This window comes from Clostridium sp. Marseille-Q7071 (assembly GCF_965112025.1).
Map to the genome: position 1 here is coordinate 1,739,208 of NZ_CBCOPR010000001.1, position 26,732 is coordinate 1,765,939.

Below are 26,732 nucleotides of genomic sequence, written 5' to 3' on the forward strand. Positions count from 1 at the left end.
TTTTAGGAGGGAAACAAAATGAAAAGAGTAACAAAAAATTTATCTCTTATCTTAATTTTATCTCTATCCATAGTTCTTTTGGCAGCTTGTGGTAAGAAGGAAGAATCTAAGGGAGAGACAACAGTAAAAACAATTTCTACAAGTGATCTTAAAGATAAAATTGGTAAAGATGATTGGGTTATTGTAGATACAAGAGAAAGCGATGCCTTCAATGGTTGGAAGTTTGATGAGGTCACAAGAGGTGGTCATGTAAAAGGAGCTACAGACTTTTCAGCTTCTTGGTTAAAGGTTGACTTTCAGGATAAGGAAAAAATATTAGATGAAGCTTTGAAAACAAAGGAAATCTCAAATGAAAAAAATATTGTTCTTTATGATGCTAATGGTAAAGATGCTAATGAAGTAGCAGATTATTTAGCTAAAAAGGGATATGAGAATTTATATACTTATGATGTTAAAGAGTGGGCTAAGGACTCAAGTCTTGAAATGGAATCTTATCCAAACTATGAAATGGTAGTTCCAATATCTTGGGTAAAAGATTTAGTAGAAGGAAAGAAACCTGAAACTTACAATGGTAATGACTTTAAAATATTTGAAGTTAGCTGGGGTGATGAGACAAAATCACCAGATTATTTAAAAGCTGGTCATATAAAAGGTGCAGTACATATAAACACTGATGAAGTTGAAGAGGGACCACTTTGGAATCGCATTTCAGATGATAAACTTATAAAATTTGCAGAAGGTAAGGGAATTACAGTAGATACAACCGCTGTATTATACGGACCAGATTCAACTGCAGCTTATAGAGTTGCTGCTATATTAAAGTATTTAGGTGTTAAAGATGTTAGAGTAATAAATGGTGGAACTGAAAAGTGGAAAGCAGCAGGATATGAACTAGAAAAAGAATCAAATAAAGCCACTCCAGTAGATTCTTTCGGAGTAACTACACCAGCAAATAAAGAGTATATTATTGATATGCCAGAAGCTAAAGAGATATTAGCAGATAAACAAGGAAGCAAATTAGTAGATATAAGAGCTTGGGAAGAGCATACAGGTAAAATCTCAGGTTATGATTATATTAAGCCAACAGGACGTCCAGCTGGAGCTGTTTGGGGACATGCAGGTACAGACTCATCAAGCCTACAGGACTATAGAAATTTAGATAATACAATGCGTAATAAAGATGAAATTCTAGCTATGTGGAAAGAATGGGGAATTACCCCTGATCAAAGATTATCCTTTTTCTGTGGAACAGGATGGAGAGCAGCAGAAGTATTAGTGTATGCTGATGTGATGGGACTAAAAGATATTTCTCTTTATGATGGTGGCTGGAATGAATGGAGTGGAAACACCGGAAATCCAGCAGGACCTGTAGAAACAGGAGAACCTAAAAAACAACAATAATTAATAGAAATTTTATAAGGTATGAAATATGAAGTTTAAAAAAATTTTCAAATGGACAAGTACAATTATTCAATTAATTTTAGTGATTTTTGTATTAACTATTCATTATCTATCTGATGAAAAGATGGGGGTAATGCGATCATTAACTTATAGAAATAGTGTATATGATAAATTATCCTTAAGACTAAAGATAATTTATGGGTTAATTTTATTGCTGATAATTTTAGTAATTTTAAGTGTTAAAGCTTATAAAAAATTTAATAAGTTTAAGTATTCCATTGGAGTTATAGCAATCACTTTATGTTTAATTCTCTTTGGAGTAATCTTTAATTCACAAGTTTTATTATCTTACTATGTAATTTTAATAGGATTTTCAATAGTATTGGTCATAGAACTATTAAAGATTATATTTCTTTAAACTTTACTATAGAGCTGTATTTTGCTGAGTTTCTTTTGAAGCTCAGCCTTTTCTTTTGAATTAAGAAATAAATTACATTATCTTTACAATTTGGATATAGATATATCACTCCTAAATTTAATCTATCTCTGAAAATAATTAACACTTATTGGTGTCGTCCCTAAAACTACTAAATTCAAAATTCACAGTTCACAATTCCGGATATTTCTCAGTGGTAACTGAGAAATTTAGAATTGATTAACCGTAGCGGCGAACAGTGTTCACCATATATTATTGAATAAATATTAAACTATAAGACGTATTAAAAAGAACTGGCGAACACTGTTCGCCGCTACAATAAAACACTAGCAATTATATTGCTAGCTAAAAAATCCATTAAAGAAATTTTTTGATTAAAAATAATTTCCACCTTAATTGTACATTTTGCATTGTGAATTAAAATATTATAGAGATATACATTAAGTTTTAAGGTAGTTTATCTATAAGATAATCTCTTCTGTTAATAACAATAAATAACAAGTATATATGTTTATTTTCTATATATTTTTTGAACAATACTTGGTAAATCATTGTATTGTATTTCCTGCCAATAAGTGACACCACGGAATGGTGCGACATATAACTCTAAATAAGCATTTTCTCGTAGCTCTTTGCTTGCAGTAAATGTTAGAGATTTCACATTACCTTTATTATCATATGAATCTAGGATATATTCATATCTATTATTATCATTTAGAAATGTACTTTTATTATTTATAACAGTATAGTAAATACTTTTGCCTGCTGGGTTTTCTGGTGTTAATTTATCTGGATTAAGAAATAAAATTGAGAAAGAAACTATCATAAGTATTATTAAGCATATAATAGAAAAAAACTTTTTCATTAAAATCCCCCTTTCTATTTTTTAAGCTATTATGTCAGTCTTAGTAAGTTTAGTGATTGTAAGATAAGAAAATGTACTTATGAAAATTAAGTTCATTAAAATAAATGTAGCATTTTCCACAATAGTTAAGCTTTCTTGGCTTAAAACTCCCATACCAATTGTGAAAAATGAATATGGGAAAAACATACCAAACTTCATGACATATATTCCTAACCCTATAAAAGTAGCACAAACACAAATACCAATAGGCGCTGCAAAACTGCGGATACGGATAGATATCCAAAGTTGTATTGAGCCTATAGATATAGATGCTAACCAACCACGAAACATCCAACCAAAAAGTTCTTTTGGAAGTGGTGATGAAAATCCAAAAAGTTTTCCAAAAAGAAGATAAAAGCTAATAAAAAAGGTTTGTACTAAAAAAGTTAAGAATCCAACTATTAATAATTTAGATATAAATATACTTGAGATTGACACAGGAGCTGTCATTACTGTATTCCAATTTTTATTCATATGTTCTAGTCTACAGACATAAGCACAAAGAATAGAAATAAGGATAGGGAGAAAGAATTCACCATAAAATAGACTTACTTGTGTCCAAAGACTATACCATTCATTTTGCAAAATCCCCTGATTAAAATAGAAATTTGCTCCTCCAATCAATATACTGACAATTGGAAGTATAATTAGGATAAGCCATATATGAGAATGGTGAAGTTTAAGTAATTCAGCCTTAATACATTTTTTAATCATTTAAAATCCCTCCGTTATATTTCTTGTTTAGAAACATGAGCGTTTCCAGCAATATAAAAAACTATTCCCATTAATAAAACTATAGCTATAATTTTAGGGTCAATAGTACGTATTATGTATTCAGCTGACGTACCATTATATATATAGGTTACAGGGGATAACTCTGTGTAATAAGACCAAATAAAGATACGACGTAAAGATGTTGGGAAAAGTGCTGCTGACATTCCTAAAAATCCACCAATCATTCCTAAACATAGAGCAAAAGCTTGATTTTTAATGGAGAAAGATATCCATTGCTGCAATGCAAGTATAGCCATATTGGTAAGCATAGTAGATATTATAAATCTTATTAATAATGCAATAGGCATAGAGCTTGGTACGTTTTTTACTATACCAAAGATTGAGATAGCAAGAACTTGAATAATAACTCCATAACATAGTAGTATGGCAGAACATAAATATTTGGATGCATAGATGTGACTAATTTTCTTACTTGTGGATAATAAGAGTTTCCATGTATTTCCTTTATGCTCCATATCACAAATACGAGAAGCTACAATTGCTGAAATAATTGGTAAAAATAGTCCATTCATAGAAGATATAACTGCAATGATTGCTTCCCATTTTATACTTTCTGGATTACGACTCATGGACATACTTATAGCCATAAATGCCCATAATATTTCTGCACCGATGAATATGGTAATCATAGATAATATACGTTTCCGACGTAATTTATAAAATTCTAATATAATTGTTCTCATTATAGGCTTTGTTCCTTTCCTGTTAATTCTAAAAATACACTTTCTAAATTCCTTTTATGCTCTTCAATACGGAAAACATCTATACCAGACTCAATCAAAAGTTTGTTTACTTTTGCTATCTCATTATCTTTCATATCTCCTAAAGTCAGAGAATGATTATTAACAACTGGTGAAAACCCTTTATATTGAAGCAAATTTGCTGCTACTTCATTATTTTGTGTTTTAATAGATATATGAGGCTTGCTCATATTTTTTAATAAGTCCATGCTGCCTTGAAATAAAAGCTCGCCATGGTTTATGATGCCAACAGATGTAGCTATTTGCTCAATTTCCGATAGCAAGTGACTAGAAATCAAGACAGTAATTCCATATTGTTGTGGCAGGCATTTAATAAGTTCACGAATTTCTCCTATACCAGCAGGATCAAGGCCATTTGTGGGTTCGTCTAATATAAGCAGTTTAGGAAAATTGATTAATGCCATTGCAATGCCAAGACGCTGTTTCATACCTAATGAATATTGTGATACTTTTTTATCCTTCTGATTTTCTAATCGAACAATTTGTAAAGCTTTGTGAAGATTTTTATCTGGCGCACCACAGAGATGTTGCATAATACGCATGTTTTCCATTCCGGTAAGATGCCCATAATAAGAAGGAGACTCAATGAGAGAACCTGTATTACTTAAAATATAGTGACGATTTTTAGCAAGTTCTTTTCCAAAAATTCTAATATTACCATTAGTAGGCTTTACAAGACCTAATAACATTTTGAGAGTAGTTGATTTTCCAGCTCCATTAGGACCGACAAAGCCATAGACATCACCTTCGTAAATTGTTAAATTGACATTGTTTACTCCATAGATTTTATCGTAGTATTTTGAAAGATTATGTGTTGATACAATTGTGTTCATTTTTTTCACTCCTTTTATTTTTAAAAATTTTCTCTAGGAGTAGTGTAGCACCAAAACCTTTCTTTCCACTTACAAGAACCTTACGACAACCTTAAATTTATGTAATGAGAAGAAGTTTATTAGAAGTTACAGAATTTGTATTATATAATAAAGTTGGGTGATGAAATATGGAAGATTTAAAATATAGAAAGATACTCATTATTGATGATGAGAGTGAAATAAGAAATATGGTAGAAATTTTTTTACGTAAAGAAGGATTTTCACGAATATATCATGCATCAAATTGTAAAGAAGCTTTAATGCTATGCCAGACTGAGAAGCCTGATATTGCTATTCTAGATGTGATGTTACCAGATGGTGATGGTTTTTCTTTGCTGTCCTCCATACGTAAATTTTCACATTTACCTGTTCTCTTTTTATCAGCAAGGGGAGAGGATGAAGATCGTTTGTTAGGACTGGGCTTAGGAGCAGATGATTACATTGTGAAACCTTTTTTACCTAGAGAGCTTATGCTTAGGCTTATGGCTATATTAAGACGGGTTTATAACTCATCAATTAAGGAGAGCGTACCTATTTTTACTGTTGGTGATTGTATTGTGGATTTGGAAAGTGCAATGGTACGCAGCGAAAAAGGTGAACAACCATTGACTGCTAAAGAACATGCTTTACTTTTAAAACTCTATGAAAATAAAGGACGTATTACTACAAGTGATGCTCTATGTCAATCTGTATGGGGAGATGATTATTTCGGTTATGAAAACACTTTAATGGTTCACATAAGGCGTATTAGAGAAAAGATTGAGTCAGAACCATCTAAGCCTAAATACCTAATTACTATTAGAGGACTTGGATATAAACTCATAGTAGAGGAAAAAGAAATATGAATGGCGCTTATAAAATTTTAAGGCATTTCATAAGAGCAACTATATTCATATCTATTGCCTTGGTAATTTTAAATTTTATTATGCTTGGAACACTGATATTTAAAGGAATGAATGAACCACAAGGACAATCGCCTCTTAATACAGTTAAAGTGGTTTCAGAAGGATTAAGTAATAATGGATTAAGTTATAACTTGGATAATGAAGTTAAAAAACTATTAGAAGAAAAAAAGGCTTGGGCTATGCTAATAAATAAAGAAGGCAATGTAATATGGAATGAGAGAATGCCAAAGGAGGTTCCTAATACTTATTCCATTACAGATGTAGCACAATTTTCACGGAATTATTTAATGGACTATCCTGTCTATGTATGGGAACATAGCGATGAACTTCTTGTTGTTGGATACCCAAAAGAGAGCTTAGCTAAATATTACTTCGATTTTTCTGTAGATTGGATAAGTTCTTTGCCTTTAAGGTTGTTATCTTTAATAATAATAAACATTCTTTTAGCATTGTTATTGTCACTTTTAATTGGTTCCCGTTTAATAAAATCCATAAAATCTATTATTGCCGGTATTCATGCTCTAACAGAAGAAAAGCCTGTAGATATTGAACCTAATGGAGTCTTAAGTGACCTTGCAGAAAGTGTTAATTATACTTCTAAACTTTTAGAGGAAAAAAATATTGCATTAAAGGCAAGAGATGAAGCACGGTTCAATTGGATTGCAGGTATATCTCATGATATACGAACACCGCTTTCAATAATGCTTGGCTATGCAAGTAGCCTTGAGGAAAATGAAGTTATCACTTTGGAACAGCGCCAGCAGGCAGGTATTATTCGTCATCAAGGGGAAAAATTACGCTCTCTTGTGGTAGATTTAAATATGGTATCAATGTTAGAGTATGATATGCAGCCGCTAAATAAAAAGATGCTTAAATTGTCCTCACTTGCAAGACAAGTAGCATCAGAGTTTTTAAATAATGGATTAGAGGAAAAATATACTATAGAATTAGATGTTTCAGAAGAATATATAAAAATAAATGGAGATGAGAAATTATTAATTCGTGCAATAACCAATCTTGTTCAAAATAGCATTATTCATAATAAAGAAGGCTGCAGAATATTATTGCACTCAATTCTGGATACTGATAAAAAAACTTGTCGTTTTATTGTATCTGATAATGGAAAGGGGATACCTCAGAGTGAAATTCCAAATTTGTTGGAATTACCATACTCTTCTAAAAGAAAGAGCTTCATTCATAATGGACATGGGTTAGGATTACCTATGGTCTCAAGGATTATTAAAGCTCATAATGGCAAATTTATACTTGAAAGTCAAGAGGGGGAAGGGTTTAAGGCAATAATTATTCTCCCCGTTATAGAGCGTTAAATTATATATTTTTAGAACTATAACCTATTAATATAAAATAATAGAAATTAAAAAGTATATGTAAATATTAATATTCTTAGCTTATATGGCTTAGAGAGGAGATGTCACTATAAACAATCATTATAGAGGATCTAAAATATATATTATAGGTTCAGTGGCAAGTGGAAAAACTACAATGGCGAAAAAACTATCAGAGCAATTCAATGTTCCATGGCATGAATTAGATAATGTAGTTCATTTAAGGTTACCAAGCGGTGATGTAAGAAGATCTCCAGAAGAAAGAGATTCTGAATTTAATAAAATTATTAATTCTGAGAAATGGATTATTGAAGGTGTTTTCCGTCAATGTTTTAAAGATGGATTTAATAAAGCAGACACTATTATTTTACTAGATACACCATCATTCAAACGAAAATATCGTATTGCGAAGCGTTGGATTCGCCAAAATTTAAAACTAGAAAAGTCTAATTATATTCCAACTATGAAAATGCTTTTTTCTATGTATAAATGGAGTAGTGATTTTGAAAAATCTAAAGATAATATTCTACAGATGCTTGAATCTTATGAAGATAAAGTAATCATACTTAAGGATAATACAGACCTAAAGCTTTCTTGAAAAATTGAAAATTAAGAATGAAAAATACGAATTATGGTTAAAACTCCACCGTCAAAGCCCTTGGAGTTTTTTAGAATAGAAGGGCTCAATAGCTGATTATAATTAAATAAAATTAAGTGTAAGTAGATTATGTGAGACAAAATTTACTTACACTTTTTTTATAATCATTTATATAATATAAATATAATTTAGCTATTTTTTATTTTTATAAAGGCACTGTTTAAGGCAGAATCTACATTTCCATTGTTCTTTCCTCCGCCTTGGGCTAGAAACTCACTTCCACCACCTCTACCATCAATTAAGGTGATAGTATCTTTAAGAAGATTATTCATATTTATATTTTTTACATCTTTTGATTTTGCAAATATTAAATTAGCTTTTTCAGAAGATTTAATAGCAATTAAGGCAATGGTTTTAGAATTATCTGTAATTTTTGAAACTAATTTACTTACATATTTCATATCCTCATTATCATAGATTTCTTTAACGATAGAAATATCCCCTATTTTTTCAGCAGAGTCTATGATTTCACGGGTTTTATAATTAGTAAGTTCAATTAGGGATTTTTTATTTTCTTCTATAGTATTTTTTAGCTCTTCATGTAAGTTTTTTATACCCTTTATAGCTTCTTCTTCATTGGTATTTAAATATCTACATATAAGATTCATATAGTGATCTTTTTTTAGATAGTCTTCAACAGCTCTATTTCCTGTTAAGAATTCTAGTCTAGTTGCCTTTTTATGTTTTTCCCATCTTTTTATTTTGATTACTTGAAGTTCTAGCGTTGAGGAAGGGTGAACGCCGCAACAAGCATTTATATCTAAATCTTCTATTTTAACTACCCTTATTTGTTCATCTGTTTTTGGAAGATCTCTTCTTAGATTTAATTTTTTTAGTTCCTTTTTATTTGGTAGTAAAAACTCTACCTTTAAATTGTTATGAATAATTTCATTTGCCATAGCTTCAGCTTTTCTAATGGTTTCTTCATCTAAAATACCTTCTATGTCCACTGTGCTAACGAATTGTCCTAAATGAAATCCACAGGTGTTGGCATTGAAAAATTTAAAAAAACAGCCAGAAAGTACGTGTTGACCTAAGTGCTGTTGCATACCATCAAATCTTCTTACCCAATCTATAGAACATTTAACTCTATGTATTTTTATAGGTTTCTTTTCAGTGACATGATATATAACTCCATTTTCTTCATATACATCTATAATATTTAAGTTTTCTATTAAACCTAAATCGCAAGGCTGACCACCACCACCAGGAAAAAAAGCTGTTTTATCTAGCACAATATGAAATTTGTCATCAATTTCTTTAACTTCTATAACCTCTGCTACAAAATCTTTAATATATTGATTTTCATAATAAAGCCTTTCCATTTGACATTCTCCTTTATTAAACACTTATACAATTGAAAATTGACTATTGACAATTATGGATACTTCTCTCATAAGAGAGAAGTTTTAAATTTCTTTTAAAATTAACGAAGTCACTTTTATTGAAAAGCCTATTAAAGAAATTAATTCGGAGAGAATTAATTTCAACTATAATTGTCAATTGCCCACTTTTAATTGTTAATTTCTTTAAGTTTCAAACCGAAATATCTAAAAGAATAGATACTCAGTTATATATTAAATTTTAAAATGATTTATCTATATTGTATATGCAAAACTGAATTAATTAAAGTATATATAAAGAAAAGAATAAGTTGAAAAATTTATTATAAGGATTTTATAGAATATACATTTAAATCTATTGCTTATGCAAAAAAAATTGACAGTTAATTCTGAAAAATGCTAAAATAGCTTTATTAATGAGATGAATTCATAGATTTATAGAAAATGAGAAGTTTTAAATTAGTTATCATATAAAATGAACTAGCTATAAAGTAAATTATGTATAATAAAAGTAAATTTTATTATATGGTTATGGATTTATGAGTAAAGGGGGAATATAAGGACTATGATAAATAAAAAAGTCTTAGATAAGATTAATATAAATATTGATAATTATTTAAACGACCTTGTGGAAAAAGAGAGCTTTAGTGGAGCTATATTAGTTTCTATAAAAGGTGAAAAAACAATTAGCAAAGGATATGGTATGGCAAATTATGAATTAGATGTTTTAAATACATCTAAAACAAAATTTCGTATTGGTTCTGTAACAAAGCAGTTTACAGCAGTAGCAATAATGCAACTTTTTGAGAAAGGAAAATTAAGTTTAGATGATACATTAGATAAATATATTCCAGATTATCCTAAAGGAGATAAGGTAACCGTTCATCATTTGTTGACCCATACATCAGGAATATTTAATTATACTAATATTGAAGGTTCTATTGAAAATACTATAAGGAAAAAGCATAGTTTAGAGATGCTGATTAACGAGTTTAAACATGTTCCATATGATTTTGAACCAGGAACGAAATACTCTTATTCAAATTCTGGATATGCTTTACTAGGATATATAATTGAAAAAGTATCTAATAAAAGCTATGAAGAATACTTACAGGAGAATATCTTTAATAAACTTTTAATGGTTGATACTGGATATGATGATTATTATAAAATAATTAAAAATAGGGCTAGTGGCTATGAATTAAAGGGTGAAGAAAAAAGTCTTACAAATTGTGAGTTTATAGATATGAGTATACCTCATGCTGCAGGAGCCTTATATTCTACAGTTGAAGATTTTTATATTTGGAATAGGGCATTAATTGGAGGAAAGATTGTTAGCAAAGAATTATTAAAGAAAATAACTGATAAACATATTAAGGTTAAAGAAAATGATTATTATGGATATGGAGTACATTTAATTTCTGAAGAACTTGGAGGCAAAGTCAGAGAAAGGGTAGACCATAGCGGGATAATACCTGGATTTCTTGCATCAAATGAAGTTTTCCCAGAGGAAGATGTTCAAATTATTATGATAACAAATGTTCCAAGTGAGCATTTTTTTAAGAGAGTGTCTAAGATAAGAACAATTATTTTCGAAGAAATATAGTAAAGTAATTGTTAAATTTAATTTGTAATTAAGGAAATGAAAGGAGAGTAGTTGATATTATTCTCCTTTTTATAATAGTCTAGATAAATTGATATAATGGAATATTTGTATATATAAAATAAGATTATCTATAATAATCTTATTTTAATTATTTATATTAAGCAGGGATTACTTAAAAATCAATTATTTATTTTGTATAAAAATATTTTTAAGGTTTATGGATAATTTAAAATTTGAGCTTGTATCTTTATAGAACTTTTATGGTTTAAATTAATATAATCTTTAATAAGTCCTTATAGCACCGTGATAGGTGCTTTTTGTTGTAGAGAAATAGAAATATTAGCATCTTAAATGTAAAATTAAAATTTTATTTAAAGATAGGGTTACAAAGGTACTATTACATTCTCTTTATATAGTGTAAAACAAATTTAAAATTAAGGAGAGGATGTTATGTTATTACAAAAGGGTAGTAGAGGAGAAGAAGTAAGAAAACTTCAACAAAAACTTATTTCACTTGGTTATAGTGTTGGCCAATATGGAGCTGACGGAGTATTTGGACAAGGTACTTATGATGCGGTAATTAAATTTCAAAGAGCCAACGGACTATCGGCAGATGGGATAGTAGGACAAGCAACTTGGAATGCACTTAATAATTCTTCCGGTAATAATTCTTCTGGTGGAGAACTATTAAAAATGGGATCAAGAGGAGATAAAGTAAGAGAACTACAGCAAAAATTAATAAATAAAGGATATAGCGTAGGTCAATATGGAGCTGATGGAGTATTTGGACAAGGTACTCATGATGCGGTGATAAAATTCCAAAGAGCCAACGGATTATCAGCAGATGGAATAGTAGGACCAGCAACTTGGAAGGCATTAAATAGTTCTTCAAATTCGAATGATGATGTAGTTGTAGGTGGATCAGGTGTTAGTAAATTTATTGAAGTAGCAAAACAAGAACTTAAAAAAGGATTTAAAGAAACTAATGGGAACAATATAAATCCTTATGGCGAATGGTATGGAATGAATGGTCAACCTTGGTGTGCTATGTTTGTGTCTTGGTGCGCTAATAAAGCTGGAATACTTGGAAGTATTGTACCAAGGTATGCTCTTTGTTCAGATGGAGTAAATTGGTATAAAGCTCGTGGAAGATACAAGACAAGAATTTCAGGATACAATCCAAAACCAGGCGATGTTATTTTCTTTAAAAATTCATCAGGTTCTTATTATCATACTGGTATTGTAGTAGAATATTTACCTTCTGAAGGAGCAATTCGTACTATTGAAGGAAATTCTAGCGATGCTGTAAAAATGAACTATTATAAGCTTAATAAAACTATTATAGATGGCTATGGAGCAAATTAAATTCAGAAAGCTTTAAAAGAAGTACAAAGTATTACAGTAGCTGTATAGAAATAGCTTATATAGTTATTTATCCTTAAGAAGTTTTAACAGTTTTACTAAAAATATATTTTAAAAATTAAGGGCTATTCAAAATACTTTTGAATAGTCCTTAATCTTTTTATAAAAAGAAGGTGAAAAGTATTTGCTAGGGAATATATTAAAAATAAAGGAATTTTTAATATTATACTTTAATGGAGGAAATTAAAAATATGATTAAAGAAATTGAAAATCGTAGAAGTATTAGAAATTACATTGATAAATCTGTTGAAGACGAAAAAATAATTCAGATACTTAACAGTGCAAGACTTGCGCCCTCTGGTAGCAACACGCAGCCATGGCATTTCATTGTGGTAAAATCTGAATCTACTAGAAAAAGATTAGCTGAAGTATCCCATAATCAAAAATGGATGCTTTCTGCTCCAGTTTTTATTGTATGTGTTGCCGATATACGCTCTAGAATGGGAGAAGATATAGATATAGTACTAAATGAAGATAGTCCACAAATGGAGCTGAAACAGATAATCAGAGATACATCAATTTCTATAGAACATATGTTACTTGAAGCTACTAGTTTAGGATTAGCCACCTGTTGGGTTGGGTGGTTTATTCAAGAAGAGATTAGACCAATACTAAATATACCATCTGATAAGTATGTAGTAGGTGTTATAACTGTTGGATATACAAATGAAACTCCAAAAGCTCGTCCACGAAAGAAACTTGAAGAAATAATACACTATGAAGTTTGGTAAAAATTTATGCAAAAGTAAATTTTTTAACTTACAATAAGATTAAAGTATGTAGGAAAATATATAAAGGTTAAATAGAACATGTCATCTAATATGATTATTGAGGAAATAAAAAACATTTATATAATAGGAATAGCTAAAAAGTAGGGGGACTAGTTATGATAGAAACAAAACGTCTTTATATAATTGATGCTACTGAAGAAGATATTGAAACTATCATCAGATTGGAAAGCCATAGGGATAATAGAGACTTTCTTTGGATTGGTACTTACGAAGAACACAAGGCAGAAATTGAAGATAAAAATCACTTGCTTTTTGTGTTTAGACAAAAAGTGGATAACTCAATTATTGGATATGCTCTAATTAGATTAGATTTTAAATCAGAAATTTTTGAACTAAGAAGAATTGCTATTTCTCACAAAGGAGTAGGATACGGAAAAGAAGCTATGATTGCATTACTAAAATATGCATTTGAAGATAGAAATATTAATCGCTTTTGGTTGGATGTGTATCCAGATAATTTGATAGGGATTAGGCTTTATGAAGGACTTGGAATGCATCGAGATGGAGTTCTAAGACAAAGCTATAAATCTAAACGTGGTTATTTAGATCAAATTATATATTCAATGCTAAAAAATGAATATTACGAAAGTAGTTATATTAGTTTCTCATCGAATTAAGTATTAGATTTACTAAATAAACAAACTAAGTAGAATACTTATTTAGATTGAATTATATTCTTCTTAAATTGTTACACAATGGTAAAAAATATTAATGTATATCATAAATAATCAGAGTGATTATGGAAGAAATGATAAAATGCATCTTAAAAGAAATATATTTTAACGTATATGAAAATAATGTAGAAATAATTAATTTAGTGAGAAAATTAGGTTTTAAAACGAATATGACAGAATACCATCTTGAATTTATTAGTAAAGAATTATCTTAATTAAATTATAAATATACAATAATGAACAATAGTTAGATAACGTAAACTAAGAATAATATTTAGTACATTAATGGAGATTGGTTATGAGTAGTAAAACCAAAAAAAAAGATTTTAATTGACTCTGTAATTTTTGCTATTATACTTGTAGTTTTTATGCTTTATATTTCTAATAGTTCCCAAGGATTAGAGTTTAGAAGTGGAAAGTATTATTACAAAATGGATATTTTAAATGAAAACAGTATAAGAATTTTAAAATGGAATGTGGCAATATCTAAAAATAACATTAAAAATAATATTATTGAAAATGATTTTAATAAGGAAACACTTAGGAGCTTTAGAGATAATGTTATTGAGATTGGGTTTAAAAGATTTTCCTTATTTTTATTTCTACTATATTTAATTTTTATTTTAAAAATTTTTATAAATTTACGAAGAGATAGTCAATTATATAAAAGAGAAAACAATAAAAAATCTTTGCAGCCATTTGTTACAATCACTATGAGTTTTCTAGTTTACAAGATTATTATTTCCTCTATTGAGCTAAATCAGTTATGTAAAGATGTAGTTTATTATTTTAATTTGATTAAATAGATTACAAATTATCTATGGTATATATGTTTCATTGGTAGCATGATTAAAGTCTTACATAGCTAATAAGCTTAGATTATCAAAAGCTTTTCAATAAGATTAAAGAGCTATGGAATACAGCTGTATAACTTGCTTATTGAGGTAAGATTACATTTAAGAGTGATGAATATTTGACAGACTAAAATCTTCTATAAATTAATATACATTCTAGAATGAGCATAATCTTTATCTAGAGATGTTATAAGTTATGTTAGTTTTAAAATATTTATTAAAAAATTATATAATTGGAGGGGAATATGATTAGATTAGAAAAGATGAATGAATTTGATTTTGATAACTACATTAATAACGCTATTAAGGATTATGCTGCTGAAAAAATTAAAGCGGGTACTTGGGCTCAAGAGGAAGCAGAAAACCTATCTAAAGAAACTTTTGCTAGATTACTTCCAAAGGGTATTTATAGTGAAAATCAATATCTTTTTTCTATAATAGATGCTGATAAACAGATAAAGGTTGGATACCTATGGTTTCAATGTTACGAAAAATTAATTGGAAAAGAAGCCTTTATATATGACTTCATTGTTTTTAAAGAATTTCGTAGTAAAGGATATGGCAGTCAAGCACTTAAATCTCTTGATGATGTAGTTAAAGGACTTGGTATTAATAAAATTTCATTACATGTATTTGCACATAACAAAAGGGCTTTATCATTATATGAAAAGACAGGATTTATTGCTACTGATATAAATATGTCTAAAAATATTTAATAGGTAGCTTTAATGAGCAGTAAATTATTATAAGAATTTATTAATACTAATATAAAAAGTAAATATAAATTGAGATACCGTATTATTCATAAGTGAATTTGCGGTGTTTTTTATTTTGTGATAGGAATGGCTTATTAAGCAAGCTAATTCACTTTTGAAAGTATATTAGATGTCTTTTTACTGGAATGTGGAGGAACTTGAAGTGTTAAAGAGAATGTATTATAGACATAAGTTTAGGGAGATATAAATATTAGATTATATAAATTAAATTATTATAAATAGAGGAGAGGGTAATTTTGAAAAACAATTATAAAATTATTTCAATAATACAGTGGACATTTAATATTATTACCGCGATTATAGTTATTTTATATTTTTTACATTTTGTTGAAAGGAATATTGCTTTTCTATTTTTAGGTGTAAGTAATATTATTAATGGAGTAGATCGAATTAATATTATAAAGAGAACAAATTTAAAAGAAAATAAGAATTATTATAAGACTACTGGAGTAAGTTGGATTATTTTGGGCGTCCTAATTACATTTTTATCTGTTTCTGAATTGTTAAATTAGCTGTTGTTAAATTAGCTGTTGTTAAGTTATAGGATGATTATATTACAATATAACTATCAACTTTTAAGATAAGGATTAGAGGGATAATATTTTTTTAAGAATATAATTCATAATTATTATATTTTGCGAAGAGTGCATTATAATAGGAGGCCATAATATGGAATTTATTAATTTGTTAATTAGTGCAATTATTCAAGTTATATTATTTTTAATTTTGCCATTTATTTGGTGGCTTACAAGAGATAAAAAACAGTCAAACTTTTTAAAGTATTTAGGTATAAAAAAGCCAATTGTAAAAGACAAAAGTAGATATATATTAACTTTTATATTCACCATATTTATTTTATCTTTCTCAGCATTTATAATTGTGCCATTATTTATAGACAGTTCTAATATGGCAACTTCACAGTTCAAAGGAAAAGGTATTTCTGCTCTTTTTCCCGCTCTAATTTATGCCTTTTTACAAACAGGACTTTCTGAGGAACTTTTTTTTAGAGGATTTTTAACAAAAAGATTTATAAAAAGATTTGGATTTAAAATTGGAAATTCTATTCAAGCATTATTATTTGGACTAATGCATGGAATTATGTTTATGAAATTATCGGGAACATTAGGAGCTGTAATAGTTACTTTAATCACTGCTATGGCAGGTTGGCTGATGGGAGTGATTAATGAAAAACAATCAGAAGGATCTATAATTTCAAGCTGGTTACTTCATGGTTGTGCTAATACTCTAGCATCACTCATGGCAATGTTTAACATAATTTAATTATATAGAAAATAGTAACTTTTCAGGAGTGAGTATTTTATGTTAGGTCATTTAGGATTTTCATATATAGGTCTTATATATTTATTGATGCTATTTATTCCTAATATTATTTGGAGTAAAAATCAGCCAATAAATTACGATACTACTGAAGAAAATAAAATATTATTATTATTTGAACGTGTAGGTCAAGTATGTTGTACGTTCAGTGTATTGATTTTTAATGATTTTAATATTACTTCATTTTCAATATGGACTTTATGGCTTATTATATCATTTTTACTGATGATACTTTATGAGATTTGTTGGATTAGATATTTTATTAATGAACATACAGAATATAATTTTTATCGTAGTTTTTATGGAATTCCGATACCTCTTGCAAGTTTGCCTGTCATAGCTTTTTTATTATTAGGTATTTATGGGAAAGTTATTTGGTTGATTGCCTCTGATATTATACTTGGTATAGGGCATTTAGGTATACACGTTCAGCATTTGAAAAGAATAAAATAAGAATAAAAACAGGTAGTCTAATTGCCAGTGGAAATTAGACTACCTGTTTTTAATGTATATATTTTTTTATATTAATAATGGTTATTTACTATAAATTCCATTAATGTTAATATTTAATTATTGGTTAATATGGAGAAGGGAGGATGTTTTTATGATAATTAAATTACAGAAAAAAATTATGAGGTGATTATTTTATAGATTTCTCTATTCATTTAACCATGTGAATTGAGTATAGTTTTATATTATTTATCACCTTAGAAGGAGATTGTTATGTACTATACTTATTTAAAAGATTCTCATGTTGAAGAGATAGCTACTATTATTTCAACTAATTATAAAAATGCGAGGGTAGCATTACCTATTCTATCTGATAAATATGAAAATATTGAAATTCACATAAAGGAAATTAAAGAATATGTAGATAACAACAATTTTGTTGTAGCTATAGAATCTGGTAAAGTTGCTGGATTTATAAATGGAATTAGCATTAATGAGTTTAAAGGAACAGCAAAAGGAGTATTATCATTACCTTCACTTCATGGAATAGCTGATGAATATGATAAAAAGTATTTATATAGTGAACTCTATAGAAGAGCTTCTGATTTGTGGGTTAATTCAGGCTGTTATACACATGCTGTAATGTTGTACGTTAATGATAAAAATGTAACTGATTCTTGGGTGATGAATGGATTTGGTATGTTGGTTATTGACGCTGTACGTCCTCTTGAAGAAATAGCTATGCCAAATATAGATAATAACATGTTGATAAAAAAGGCTGATATAACAGACCTTATTAATATGGAACATCTTTTTAAAGGAATAGACAAACATCTTTTATCATCACCAATATATTTATATAATTATATTAGTGAAAATTATATAGATGAATATAGAGATTGGCTTAAAACAGAAGGTAACAATTTATGGATTGCAGAGGTTAATAGCAAAATTATAGGTTATTTAAAAACAAATACAACTGAAATTAATATGGATGAATTAGATGATGGTTATACAATGGCGATAAATGGAGCTTATGTATTACCAGAATATAGAGGACAGCATATAATGTCAAGATTATTAAATGTAGCAACTGATTGGGCTATTGAAAAGGGCTTGAAACGCTGTTCTACAGATTTTGAATCTGCTAATATTGAAGGAAGACGCTTCTGGCTTAAACATTTTACCCCATATTGTTATTCAATGATTAGAAGAATTGATGAAAGAAACCATTTAAATTCAATTAATATTGGAGATAAATGATATGGGCGAAATTATAATTGAAACGGAACGTTTATATATAAAACCTTGGTCATTAGATTATACTGATGAGTTGTATAACTTAATGTCAGACAAGCGAGTTCATATATGCACTGGGGACACTGTTTGGACTAAAGAAAGAACTAAGGGATATATCCAATTTAATATTAGTAGAGAAAGTTTATCATTAGATAACTTTCATGGAGCAGTTATATTAAAAGAAAGTAATAAAATTATAGGATTAACAGGCTTGAATCCATATTTGTTGAAGCAACCAGAAATTGAATGGCAATTAGGGGTGGATTTTTGGAATAAAGGATATGCTACTGAAATTGGAAAAGCTATTATAGAAACTGCTTTTAAAAATAGTAATGTAAGAAAAATATATGGTATGGCTAATCCTAAAAATATTGGGTCTATGAGGGTTATGAAGAAAATTGGAATGACTTGTCTTGGAATTAGAGATTTCAGGAGTGAGCAGTATATATTTTATGAAATATTACGCTAAATTAAATAGATTTATAATGTGAATGTACTATATGCTATAGAAATATAGCGGTGAAAAACTGAAAAGTCTGAAAAAAGTGAAAATAACTATAGTTAAAATTGGAGGCAGACGTGGAGATTGTAAAGCAGATGAAGAAAAATCTTATACAAATATTAATTAAGCTATTTATATAGGGGGACAGAAGATGACAAACAGAATATATTTTGAAAAGTTTCTTTCAGAAGATGACTTTCAATATTTCTTTAAATTAGTTTCAAATGAAAAAATAATGGCAATGAATTATGGAAGAGTATTTTCATTAGAAGAAGGAAAAAAATGCTATGAAGGTTTGTTAGAGAAGAGTAGAAAGCACGAAGATTTTGGAGGATTTAAAGTTTTTGAAAAATCCACCAATACTTTCATAGGTTTAGGTTCACTTTTAATAAGTGATGATTTTACAGAGGTAGAAGTTGAATATTTATTGCTTCCTGAGTACTGGGGAAAGGGATATGGAAGTGAAATCGTAGACAATTTATTAAATAAAGCTAAAGAAACAAAGAGTATACAACGGGCTACAGCAATAATAGACCCTAATAATATAGCGTCGAAAAAGATATTATTGAAAAATGGTTTTATGTCATGCAAGCTATATGAAATTGATGATGGTTCGCCAGCAGAAATGTTTAGCAAAAAAATAATGCATCCTGCAATATGAAACTTTTAAGTAAATTATAAGTTTAAAAATACTTATGAAATTATGTTTTTTAAACATAATGGACTATAAATAGAATAATTATTTAAAACGCCGTATTATCCAAAATGAATTATACGGTATTTTTATGTTGTAATGTAAAAGTAAAAGAGATATAAAATTAGGCTGTAATTTGATTATATTACAACTTACATATTAAAATTTTAAAATACAAACAATGTTATTTGAAAACTAAACATAAGGTGATTACAAAATATTACGTAGTAAGGGTGTATTTGGGACAATTAAGTTATAACAGTAATAAATCTCAAACTAATGAATTTTAGATTATTTTAATATATGATATAATCTATAGTTAATATAAAACTTTAGGAGGAAATAGAAATGGAGTTTGTAAGAATAAATTCTAGTGATAATAATTATTTTGATGATGTAATGAATATATATAAAGTGAGTTTTCCTATATTTGAGCAAAGAACTATAAAAGATCAAATGGACGTTTTAAAAGATGATAAATATAATTGCACGGCTGTTTGTGAAAATAATAAATTAGTTGGAATATTATTATATTGGGATTTAGATAACTGTAAATACATTGAACACTTAGCAATATTGCCCAGCTTACGAGGAAAAAACTATGGTTCTAGAATTTTAAAAGATTTTTGCGAGAATAATAAAACTATGGTTTTAGAAATAGACCCACCAGTAGATGATATATCGATTAAAAGATTAGAATTTTATTCTAACTTAGGATTTAAGCTGCAAGAATTTGAACATATTCATCCACCTTACAGAAAAGAGTATAAAGGTCATAAATTAAAGATTATGAGTTTTAATAGAAATCTATCTGAGGATGAATACAATGAATTTAACGTATTTTTAAAAGAAAGAATTATGAAATACTCAGAGTATAATGATTAAATACTATTGATTTATAGTTATTAATTAATTCATAATTTTAATATTTAACATAACAACTGAAAAAATGAGTAGTTTATAAAAAACCGTATTATTCAAATTTGAATAATACGGTTTTTTACGTAATTAATTAAATATATTGAGGAATAATTAATAGAAATATTCTTTAGAAATTGAATAATAAGGTATTAAAAACATTTATTCTTAAAAATATGGTATAATTTCCATATAATTAACTCTCCATTATAAAAGTAGGAAAATTTTAATATAAAGATACTTTAAAGTAAGTCACTGATAATAATAACAAAATAATTATAATATAGAATTTAAGAGGTGAGATAAGAATGAAAATTATAGATGACATTACTGATTTTATATTTTTACAAGATGAAATAGAAAAAGCAAATATTATTTTTATTCCAGGGGGTTCACATCCTGAATTAGGAGAGTATTCTGCTGAATTGTGGAAACAAGGATTTGCACCTCTTGTAATGCCATCAGGTGGAGTGAGTATTAAAACAGGAAAATTTAATGGAGTAAAATCAAGAAAAGAAATATACAACAAAGACTATAAGACAGATTGTGAGTTTTTAGCCGATGTTTTAATGATAAATGGTGTTTCAAAAAAACGATTTTATGGGAAGATACATCATCATTCACAAAAGAAAATGCAGTATTTTCACGTAGGGTTGCAGATGAAAATAATTTAGATATTAAAAAAGCTATTATTTGTTGTAAGTCTTTTTCATGCTCGACGCTCACTTATGTGTTATCAATTGGCTTTTCCAGATACAAAATTTTATATTCATCCCATACCATATTATCAAGGTAATATTCTTATATCAAAGGAAAATTGGTACAAAACAGACATTGGTATTAAACGTGTATTAGGAGAATTAGAGCGCTGTGGAAATCAATTTAATAATGAAATTTTGAAATTAAAGGAAATTTTATAGCTATAATTATTTAGCAATATAATTAAAGGATATATGAAAATATATGAATTTAAAACACAAAAATAATGTTATTTAAAGATTTAAAAGTGTGATATAATTTTTTCTGATTAAATTTTAAAAATAAAGTAAGAGATATTGGAGAATTAAAATGAAAGTATCAATAATTATTGGACAGTTTCCAATAACATTTAATATTAAAGAAAATTTAAACAAGATAAAGCAGATATTGGATGAAGCAAATGAAGATGATTTAATTATTCTCCCAGAGGGTGCACTATCTGGTTATGATGATGATATTTCTTTTCTTAAATATATCGATTTACAAACGTTGAATTATGCAATGAATCAATTAAAAAGTGAAGCTATAACAAGAAAAGTACATATTATTTTTGGCTCTTGTATATATCAAGATTCAAGTTGGTTCAATGCTGCAATTTTTTATTCATATAATAATGATGATTTCATATATGAAAAGGTGAATTTAGCAACTCATGAAAGAAATGTTTTTAAAGCAGGTGATGAATTACCAGTTTTTGATATAATAATTAATAATCAACATTTAAAATTGGGAATACAACTTTGTAGAGAGATACGTTATCCTGAGCAATGGAAAGCATTAGCTTTAAATAATGCTCAAGTATTTGTATATTTGACAAATGCTACTTCAGGAGATCATCTTTCAGTTTGGAGAAGTCACTTAATAAGTAGAGCAGCAGAAAATCAAAGATTTGTAATTAGTTCTAATAATGCTAGTAAGAATCAACAGTGTCCTACTATGCTAATTTCTCCTAAGGGACAAGTAATTGAAGAAGTGATTTCAAGTGATTTGGAGATAATTAAAAAAACTATAGATATTGATGAGATATCAAATTGGTACTTAAGCCAATGTAGAAGTGATATTGTTAAAATAGTTTCAAATACATAATAATTACAAAGTATATTTTATTTTAAAACACTGTATTATTCAGAAATGGATTTTACAGTATTTTTTATTGCGTAATTTAAAATATTTCGCACTTTATATTGATTTTATAAGTAGCTTATAGCAGCAGATTAATTACTATTTTTGTTAAAATAAGAAGGAGAACAGTACTTTCTAGGGAATATATTATGAATGAAAAAATTAAATATGGCATAAATGTAAAATGTTACAATTAAAAATGATTTATATAATTGGAGAAGTAGAATGAATAATGATTTAAAAACATATTTAGAAAATATGAAGAAGCCTTGGAGTGTATTATACTATAGATTGGTTTGGGAACAACTATCACAAGTAACTAATTGTAAAGTCCTCGATTTTGGAAGTGGATTGGGAATTACTGCAAATTATTTAGCAAAGAATAACGATGTAGTAGCAATAGAACCAGATGCTAATATGATAGATATGAGAATATGTGACAATGATTATGAACAGATTATTGGTAATATAGAACAATTAAAAGAGCAAGATGATAATTCCTTTGATGTTGTAATATGCCACAATGTTTTTGAGTATGCGAAAGAACGAAAAGAAATATTTAGAGAATTCTGCCGGGTTCTTAAACCAAATCGGATAATATCTATAGTAAAACATAATCATGTAGGAAGAATCATGCAAAAATTGTTTTTGAAAACAATGTGGATGAAGCAATATCTCTACTTGATGGGGAAGCAGCTAAGGTTATGAATTTTGGACAAGTGGATTATTATGATGTAAATGATGTTAGAGAGTGGATAGGTAATTTAGACGTTAATATTGAAAAGGTTCTTGGAATTAGAACGTTTTTGCTTTGCAACAAAATAATGAAATTAAGTATGATCCAATGTGGCAAGAAAAAATGTTTGAAGCTGAAATGAAAGTTTCTGAAATAGATGAGTATATAAATATATCTTTTTATAATCACATCTTGTTAAGAAAATTAAGTTGAATATAACATGTCTAATTAATTAAAGTATCAAAATAAGATAGTTAAATAATAGTGATAATCTATTATTTTTTAAAGGAACTCAATAAGAGTTCCTTTAAATTGCTTTATTTATAAAGCATTAAATATGACTTAAAGCAAAATACATATAATAAAGCTTATTTTATCTTAGTACATAATTTAAACTTAAATAAATATAATACAATAAATTATAACACTTCCGTATTTACCCTTTTTAGAATTTTTTAACTATATAAAATAAAAATATTATTTATAGAAAAATATAGAGTAAAGTATATTTATCAGTTAATAAGAAATTCATATTATTTATATCCTGACGAATTAGAAGCGTAAGCATTTAAGGTATGTTTAGTTAGTGAATCTATATGTGTTACTAAAAGTAGGGCAATAACTAAAAAACAAATATATTTTTAAATTTTAGTAGTTTTATTTTCTATATTAATCCTTTAGTTACCTTTTATTGAATTATAAGTAAGTATATAGTGTTAAGTTTTTTATAGTAAGTAAAAAAATTATTAACTCACTTTAAAAGTTTATTAATATATGTGAAGGATAAATATATCGTATATGGAACTATTATACATAAATGATTTATAATTGAAATAACTGATAGAAAATATACTTATTTTCATCAGATGATTTAATTAAGAGAGGTGAATTAGTATTATTTTATACTTAAAATCTATTGTAATATAGAATTTTAATTTAAAGGAGATGATAAAATGAAATACGCATTAGTAGTAAATAAAGTTACATCGGATATTAATCTAAATGTAAAGTTAATATTAGAATCTATTAAGGAAGCAAAAAGCAATGGTGCTGAATTTATAATATTCCCAGAATCTGCTATTGCAGGATTTAATAATCGTGATATACCTGAATACGATTTTAAGTTAGCTTTTAGTGAAAGTTCAAACATTATTCAATCTATATGTAAATCTGCAAAGGAAAATCAAATATATGTTTCACTAGGTTTTTTGAAGAAGATAACAATTCTATATATGATAGTACAATATGTATTGATGATTCTGGAGAGATAATATGTAAATATAGAAGAATAACAAAGGGATGGCACGGTAATGAAGCTGATAAAGAAATATATAAAGAAGGAGAAGAAATTAAGACATTTTACATTAAAAACAACAAATATGGTTATTTAATTTGTGGAGATTTATTTGATGATAAGTTGGTTCATAAGATTAGAGAGGAAAATATTGATATATTAGTATTTCCATTTGCAAGATCTTTTTATAATGGACATGTTTCTCAAGAAAGATGGGACGTAGAAGAAATGCCATCTTATATAGAGCAAATTACTAAGTGTAATGCATTAACATTGATGACTAATTATATTGAGCATTCAAAGAGTACTGAATATTATTACTTTGGAGGTGCCTATGCAGTAGATAAATTAGGAAAAGTTATAGCTAAAAAAGAAATTGGAGATGAAGGTATATTATATATTGATATATAAGCAATATAGTAAAAGTTAATTTATAGGTCAATAAGTTATAGAAAAAGTTGCTAAAATTCCGAATATACCAAATATATGGTATCAACTTGGAATTTTTCTTAAAGAAACTGATGAGTTAGTAGGGGATATAGGGATTCATTTTATAGACTCAGATAACTTACAGGCAGAAATAGGATTTACATTATCTTTAGAGCAACAATGCAAAGGATACGCTACTGAAGCTATTATTGCTGTAATAGATTACTTATTTAATAATTTAAAAAAGCATAGAATAATTGTTTCAGTTGACCCTAGAAATATAAAATCTATAGCATTGCTTGAAAGAATTCAAATGAGAAAAGAGGCACATTTGAAAAAAAACTTTTGGTTTGATAATCAATGGGCAGATGATGCAATATATGCAATCTTAAAAGAGGAATGTATTAATCAAAAAGCAAAGAGTAATGGTAAATAAAATGTAGTAATTTTATATTATTACATACTATTTTTATAAGGCATAACAACTAGAACATTCAAAAATTTGATATTTAAAACATGTTATAGTTAAGAACATATTTTCAAGTGCTAAGACACAATAGTAATTTTATATGTAGTAAAGATTATCTACATTATATAAAGAAGAAATGGGGATGTATTATGCTAATAGATGAGAAGATTGTAGAATGTGAATTTGAATACACAAAGTGCTTTTCAGAGTTTTATGAAAATGAAGATATAATTAGATTTCGTGATAATCAATTGAGTGATATGTATTATCATAATTATACATATATAAAAAAAGCAATGAGTGAAATTGAGGTGAAACGTATTATACAAGATGAAATTTCACTGAGGTTATCTGAAAAAAGTAAATTCTGTAATATTCTTTTAAATTCTAATGTTAACAGTTCTTTGGCGTCCACTATTAAATACAATGCTGAAATATCAACAAATGGATATTATTCCTTTGATATTTCTTATTTTTTAAGACTAAATGCTTTATCTGGTTGCATAATAAAGAAGGTCAACAATGAAGAAATGGTAGATGATATTTTATTTTGTGACTTGCAACATGATGAGAAAAATCTTGGGAAAGATTTTTGTACAAGGAGATGTTACAGACGTGGTAAAGTATATGTTTCTAACAAAGGGGTAAATTCTTACATTTGTTATCATAAGGGAGATATAATTGGAAATTGCGATTTGTTTATGTATAATGGGATTGCGAAAATCGAAGATTTTGCTGTTAACCCCATATATCAGCGTAAAGGATACGGAACAACCATTTTGAAATCTCTAATTGATATAGCAATAAAAGGGAATTCCCATACTATTTATCTGGTTACCGATGAGGATGATACTGCAAAGGAAATGTATAAAAAAATTGGATTCGATAAAATAGGTGAAAGAGCTGATTTATTTTTTCAACTATAATAAACTTATGAAAGATGAGCCTAAGTTTATTATAGTTAAGACACAAATTTTTTATTTAATACAACAATTGAAAAGAAGAACAATTTATAAAAACACCGTATTATTCAAGTTGGAATTTTATGGTGTTTTTGTTTCGTAATTTGATTAAAAAGCGACGTAAATCTTAAAATTTAAAGCACAAACAATGTTCTTTGAAAATTGAATAATACGGTATAAAAAGTAAAGTTGACCCAAAGGTATAGGAAATTAATG

Annotated in this window: 29 protein-coding genes and 2 pseudogenes; 26 read left to right on the forward strand and 5 right to left on the reverse strand. The window is 27.7% G+C overall.

Annotated elements, in window-relative coordinates:
* The first annotated feature begins 18 nt into the window (after positions 1-18).
* Positions 19-1,401 carry a rhodanese-like domain-containing protein gene (locus ACWPW7_RS08055; protein ID WP_454053100.1) on the forward strand — a complete coding sequence of 461 codons (1,383 nt, stop codon included), beginning with the start codon at positions 19-21 and terminating at the stop codon, positions 1,399-1,401.
* A gap of 28 nt (positions 1,402-1,429) precedes the next feature.
* The gene (locus ACWPW7_RS08060) at positions 1,430-1,819 is read left to right on the forward strand and encodes a hypothetical protein (RefSeq protein WP_454053101.1); all 390 of its coding nucleotides are present in this window, start codon (positions 1,430-1,432) and stop codon (positions 1,817-1,819) included.
* Between the two features lie 529 nt (positions 1,820-2,348).
* Here ACWPW7_RS08060 and ACWPW7_RS08065 read toward each other — a convergent pair.
* From ACWPW7_RS08065 to ACWPW7_RS08080, 4 genes are read right to left on the reverse strand one after another with little or no spacing between them, the layout of a single operon-like run.
* Positions 2,349-2,702, reverse strand: coding sequence for a YxeA family protein (locus tag ACWPW7_RS08065; RefSeq protein ID WP_454053102.1), 354 nt, complete (start codon positions 2,700-2,702; stop codon positions 2,349-2,351).
* A gap of 21 nt (positions 2,703-2,723) precedes the next feature.
* Complete coding sequence (locus tag ACWPW7_RS08070; RefSeq protein WP_454053103.1) at positions 2,724-3,455, reverse strand: ABC transporter permease; 732 nt, start codon at positions 3,453-3,455, stop codon at positions 2,724-2,726.
* A gap of 14 nt (positions 3,456-3,469) precedes the next feature.
* Positions 3,470-4,219 carry an ABC transporter permease gene (locus ACWPW7_RS08075; protein WP_454053104.1) on the reverse strand — a complete coding sequence of 250 codons (750 nt, stop codon included), beginning with the start codon at positions 4,217-4,219 and terminating at the stop codon, positions 3,470-3,472.
* Positions 4,219-5,130 carry an ABC transporter ATP-binding protein gene (locus ACWPW7_RS08080; protein ID WP_454053105.1) on the reverse strand — a complete coding sequence of 304 codons (912 nt, stop codon included), beginning with the start codon at positions 5,128-5,130 and terminating at the stop codon, positions 4,219-4,221. The genes ACWPW7_RS08075 and ACWPW7_RS08080 overlap by 1 nt, the downstream gene beginning before the upstream one ends.
* A gap of 167 nt (positions 5,131-5,297) precedes the next feature.
* Here ACWPW7_RS08080 and ACWPW7_RS08085 point away from each other — a divergent pair, with 167 nt between their 5' ends.
* The 3 genes from ACWPW7_RS08085 (at position 5,298) to ACWPW7_RS08095 (ending at position 8,018) form a co-directional block, all read left to right on the forward strand.
* On the forward strand, positions 5,298-6,014 hold the full coding sequence (locus ACWPW7_RS08085) for a response regulator transcription factor (RefSeq protein ID WP_454053106.1): 717 nt from the start codon (positions 5,298-5,300) through the stop codon (positions 6,012-6,014).
* The gene (locus tag ACWPW7_RS08090; RefSeq protein ID WP_454053107.1) at positions 6,011-7,402 is read left to right on the forward strand and encodes a sensor histidine kinase; all 1,392 of its coding nucleotides are present in this window, start codon (positions 6,011-6,013) and stop codon (positions 7,400-7,402) included. Before ACWPW7_RS08085 ends, ACWPW7_RS08090 begins: the two co-directional genes overlap by 4 nt.
* A 154-nt stretch (positions 7,403-7,556) precedes the next feature.
* Positions 7,557-8,018, forward strand: coding sequence for a hypothetical protein (locus ACWPW7_RS08095; protein ID WP_454053108.1), 462 nt, complete (start codon positions 7,557-7,559; stop codon positions 8,016-8,018).
* A gap of 188 nt (positions 8,019-8,206) precedes the next feature.
* Here the strand turns inward: ACWPW7_RS08095 and ACWPW7_RS08100 are convergent, their stop codons facing one another.
* A complete protein-coding gene (locus ACWPW7_RS08100; protein WP_454053109.1) occupies positions 8,207-9,403 on the reverse strand; it encodes an alanyl-tRNA editing protein in 1,197 nt (398 codons plus the stop codon).
* Between the two features lie 583 nt (positions 9,404-9,986).
* Between ACWPW7_RS08100 and ACWPW7_RS08105 the strand changes: the two genes are divergently transcribed.
* From ACWPW7_RS08105 to ACWPW7_RS08205, 21 genes and pseudogenes are all read left to right on the forward strand, one after another.
* Positions 9,987-11,027 carry a serine hydrolase domain-containing protein gene (locus tag ACWPW7_RS08105; RefSeq protein WP_454053110.1) on the forward strand — a complete coding sequence of 347 codons (1,041 nt, stop codon included), beginning with the start codon at positions 9,987-9,989 and terminating at the stop codon, positions 11,025-11,027.
* 450 nt (positions 11,028-11,477) lie between these two features.
* Entirely contained in the window at positions 11,478-12,392 is a 915-nt protein-coding gene (locus tag ACWPW7_RS08110; protein WP_454053111.1) for a peptidoglycan-binding protein, read from the forward strand.
* Between the two features lie 248 nt (positions 12,393-12,640).
* Positions 12,641-13,180: a nitroreductase family protein gene (locus ACWPW7_RS08115; protein ID WP_454053112.1), complete on the forward strand. Its 540-nt coding sequence runs from the start codon at positions 12,641-12,643 to the stop codon at positions 13,178-13,180.
* Between the two features lie 155 nt (positions 13,181-13,335).
* Positions 13,336-13,857: a GNAT family N-acetyltransferase gene (locus ACWPW7_RS08120; RefSeq protein WP_454053113.1), complete on the forward strand. Its 522-nt coding sequence runs from the start codon at positions 13,336-13,338 to the stop codon at positions 13,855-13,857.
* A gap of 425 nt (positions 13,858-14,282) precedes the next feature.
* A complete protein-coding gene (locus tag ACWPW7_RS08125) occupies positions 14,283-14,720 on the forward strand; it encodes a hypothetical protein (RefSeq protein WP_454053114.1) in 438 nt (145 codons plus the stop codon).
* A gap of 293 nt (positions 14,721-15,013) precedes the next feature.
* On the forward strand, positions 15,014-15,484 hold the full coding sequence (locus ACWPW7_RS08130; RefSeq protein WP_454053115.1) for a GNAT family N-acetyltransferase: 471 nt from the start codon (positions 15,014-15,016) through the stop codon (positions 15,482-15,484).
* Between the two features lie 296 nt (positions 15,485-15,780).
* Positions 15,781-16,056, forward strand: a complete 276-nt coding sequence (locus tag ACWPW7_RS08135; protein ID WP_454053116.1) for a hypothetical protein — start codon at positions 15,781-15,783, stop codon at positions 16,054-16,056.
* A 157-nt stretch (positions 16,057-16,213) separates the two neighbouring features.
* Positions 16,214-16,825, forward strand: a complete 612-nt coding sequence (locus ACWPW7_RS08140; protein WP_454053117.1) for a CPBP family intramembrane glutamic endopeptidase — start codon at positions 16,214-16,216, stop codon at positions 16,823-16,825.
* Between the two features lie 39 nt (positions 16,826-16,864).
* The gene (locus ACWPW7_RS08145) at positions 16,865-17,335 is read left to right on the forward strand and encodes a hypothetical protein (RefSeq protein WP_454053118.1); all 471 of its coding nucleotides are present in this window, start codon (positions 16,865-16,867) and stop codon (positions 17,333-17,335) included.
* 270 nt (positions 17,336-17,605) lie between these two features.
* Positions 17,606-18,595, forward strand: coding sequence for a GNAT family N-acetyltransferase (locus ACWPW7_RS08150; RefSeq protein ID WP_454053119.1), 990 nt, complete (start codon positions 17,606-17,608; stop codon positions 18,593-18,595).
* 1 nt (position 18,596) lies between these two features.
* Positions 18,597-19,100, forward strand: coding sequence for a GNAT family N-acetyltransferase (locus ACWPW7_RS08155; protein ID WP_454053120.1), 504 nt, complete (start codon positions 18,597-18,599; stop codon positions 19,098-19,100).
* A gap of 184 nt (positions 19,101-19,284) precedes the next feature.
* Positions 19,285-19,794, forward strand: coding sequence for a GNAT family N-acetyltransferase (locus tag ACWPW7_RS08160; protein ID WP_454053121.1), 510 nt, complete (start codon positions 19,285-19,287; stop codon positions 19,792-19,794).
* Positions 19,795-20,175: 381 nt separating this feature from the next.
* Positions 20,176-20,712 (forward strand): GNAT family N-acetyltransferase, encoded by a 537-nt coding sequence (locus ACWPW7_RS08165; RefSeq protein ID WP_454053122.1) that lies wholly within the window; start codon positions 20,176-20,178, stop codon positions 20,710-20,712.
* A 341-nt stretch (positions 20,713-21,053) separates the two neighbouring features.
* The gene (locus ACWPW7_RS08170; protein ID WP_454053123.1) at positions 21,054-21,419 is read left to right on the forward strand and encodes a hypothetical protein; all 366 of its coding nucleotides are present in this window, start codon (positions 21,054-21,056) and stop codon (positions 21,417-21,419) included.
* Positions 21,420-21,473: 54 nt separating this feature from the next.
* Positions 21,474-21,665 carry a hypothetical protein gene (locus tag ACWPW7_RS08175; protein WP_454053124.1) on the forward strand — a complete coding sequence of 64 codons (192 nt, stop codon included), beginning with the start codon at positions 21,474-21,476 and terminating at the stop codon, positions 21,663-21,665.
* Positions 21,666-21,813: 148 nt separating this feature from the next.
* Positions 21,814-22,590 carry a carbon-nitrogen hydrolase family protein gene (locus tag ACWPW7_RS08180; RefSeq protein ID WP_454053125.1) on the forward strand — a complete coding sequence of 259 codons (777 nt, stop codon included), beginning with the start codon at positions 21,814-21,816 and terminating at the stop codon, positions 22,588-22,590.
* Positions 22,591-22,851: 261 nt separating this feature from the next.
* Positions 22,852-23,334 carry a class I SAM-dependent methyltransferase gene (locus ACWPW7_RS08185; protein WP_454053126.1) on the forward strand — a complete coding sequence of 161 codons (483 nt, stop codon included), beginning with the start codon at positions 22,852-22,854 and terminating at the stop codon, positions 23,332-23,334.
* Positions 23,331-23,504, forward strand: coding sequence for a hypothetical protein (locus ACWPW7_RS08190; protein ID WP_454053127.1), 174 nt, complete (start codon positions 23,331-23,333; stop codon positions 23,502-23,504). The genes ACWPW7_RS08185 and ACWPW7_RS08190 overlap by 4 nt, the downstream gene beginning before the upstream one ends.
* 811 nt (positions 23,505-24,315) lie before the next feature.
* Positions 24,316-25,067: pseudogene (locus tag ACWPW7_RS08195) on the forward strand (carbon-nitrogen hydrolase family protein).
* A 34-nt stretch (positions 25,068-25,101) separates the two neighbouring features.
* A pseudogene (locus ACWPW7_RS08200) lies at positions 25,102-25,521 on the forward strand (GNAT family N-acetyltransferase); the annotation flags it as partial.
* Positions 25,522-25,703: 182 nt separating this feature from the next.
* On the forward strand, positions 25,704-26,480 hold the full coding sequence (locus ACWPW7_RS08205; protein ID WP_454053128.1) for a GNAT family N-acetyltransferase: 777 nt from the start codon (positions 25,704-25,706) through the stop codon (positions 26,478-26,480).
* Positions 26,481-26,732 lie beyond the last annotated feature (252 nt).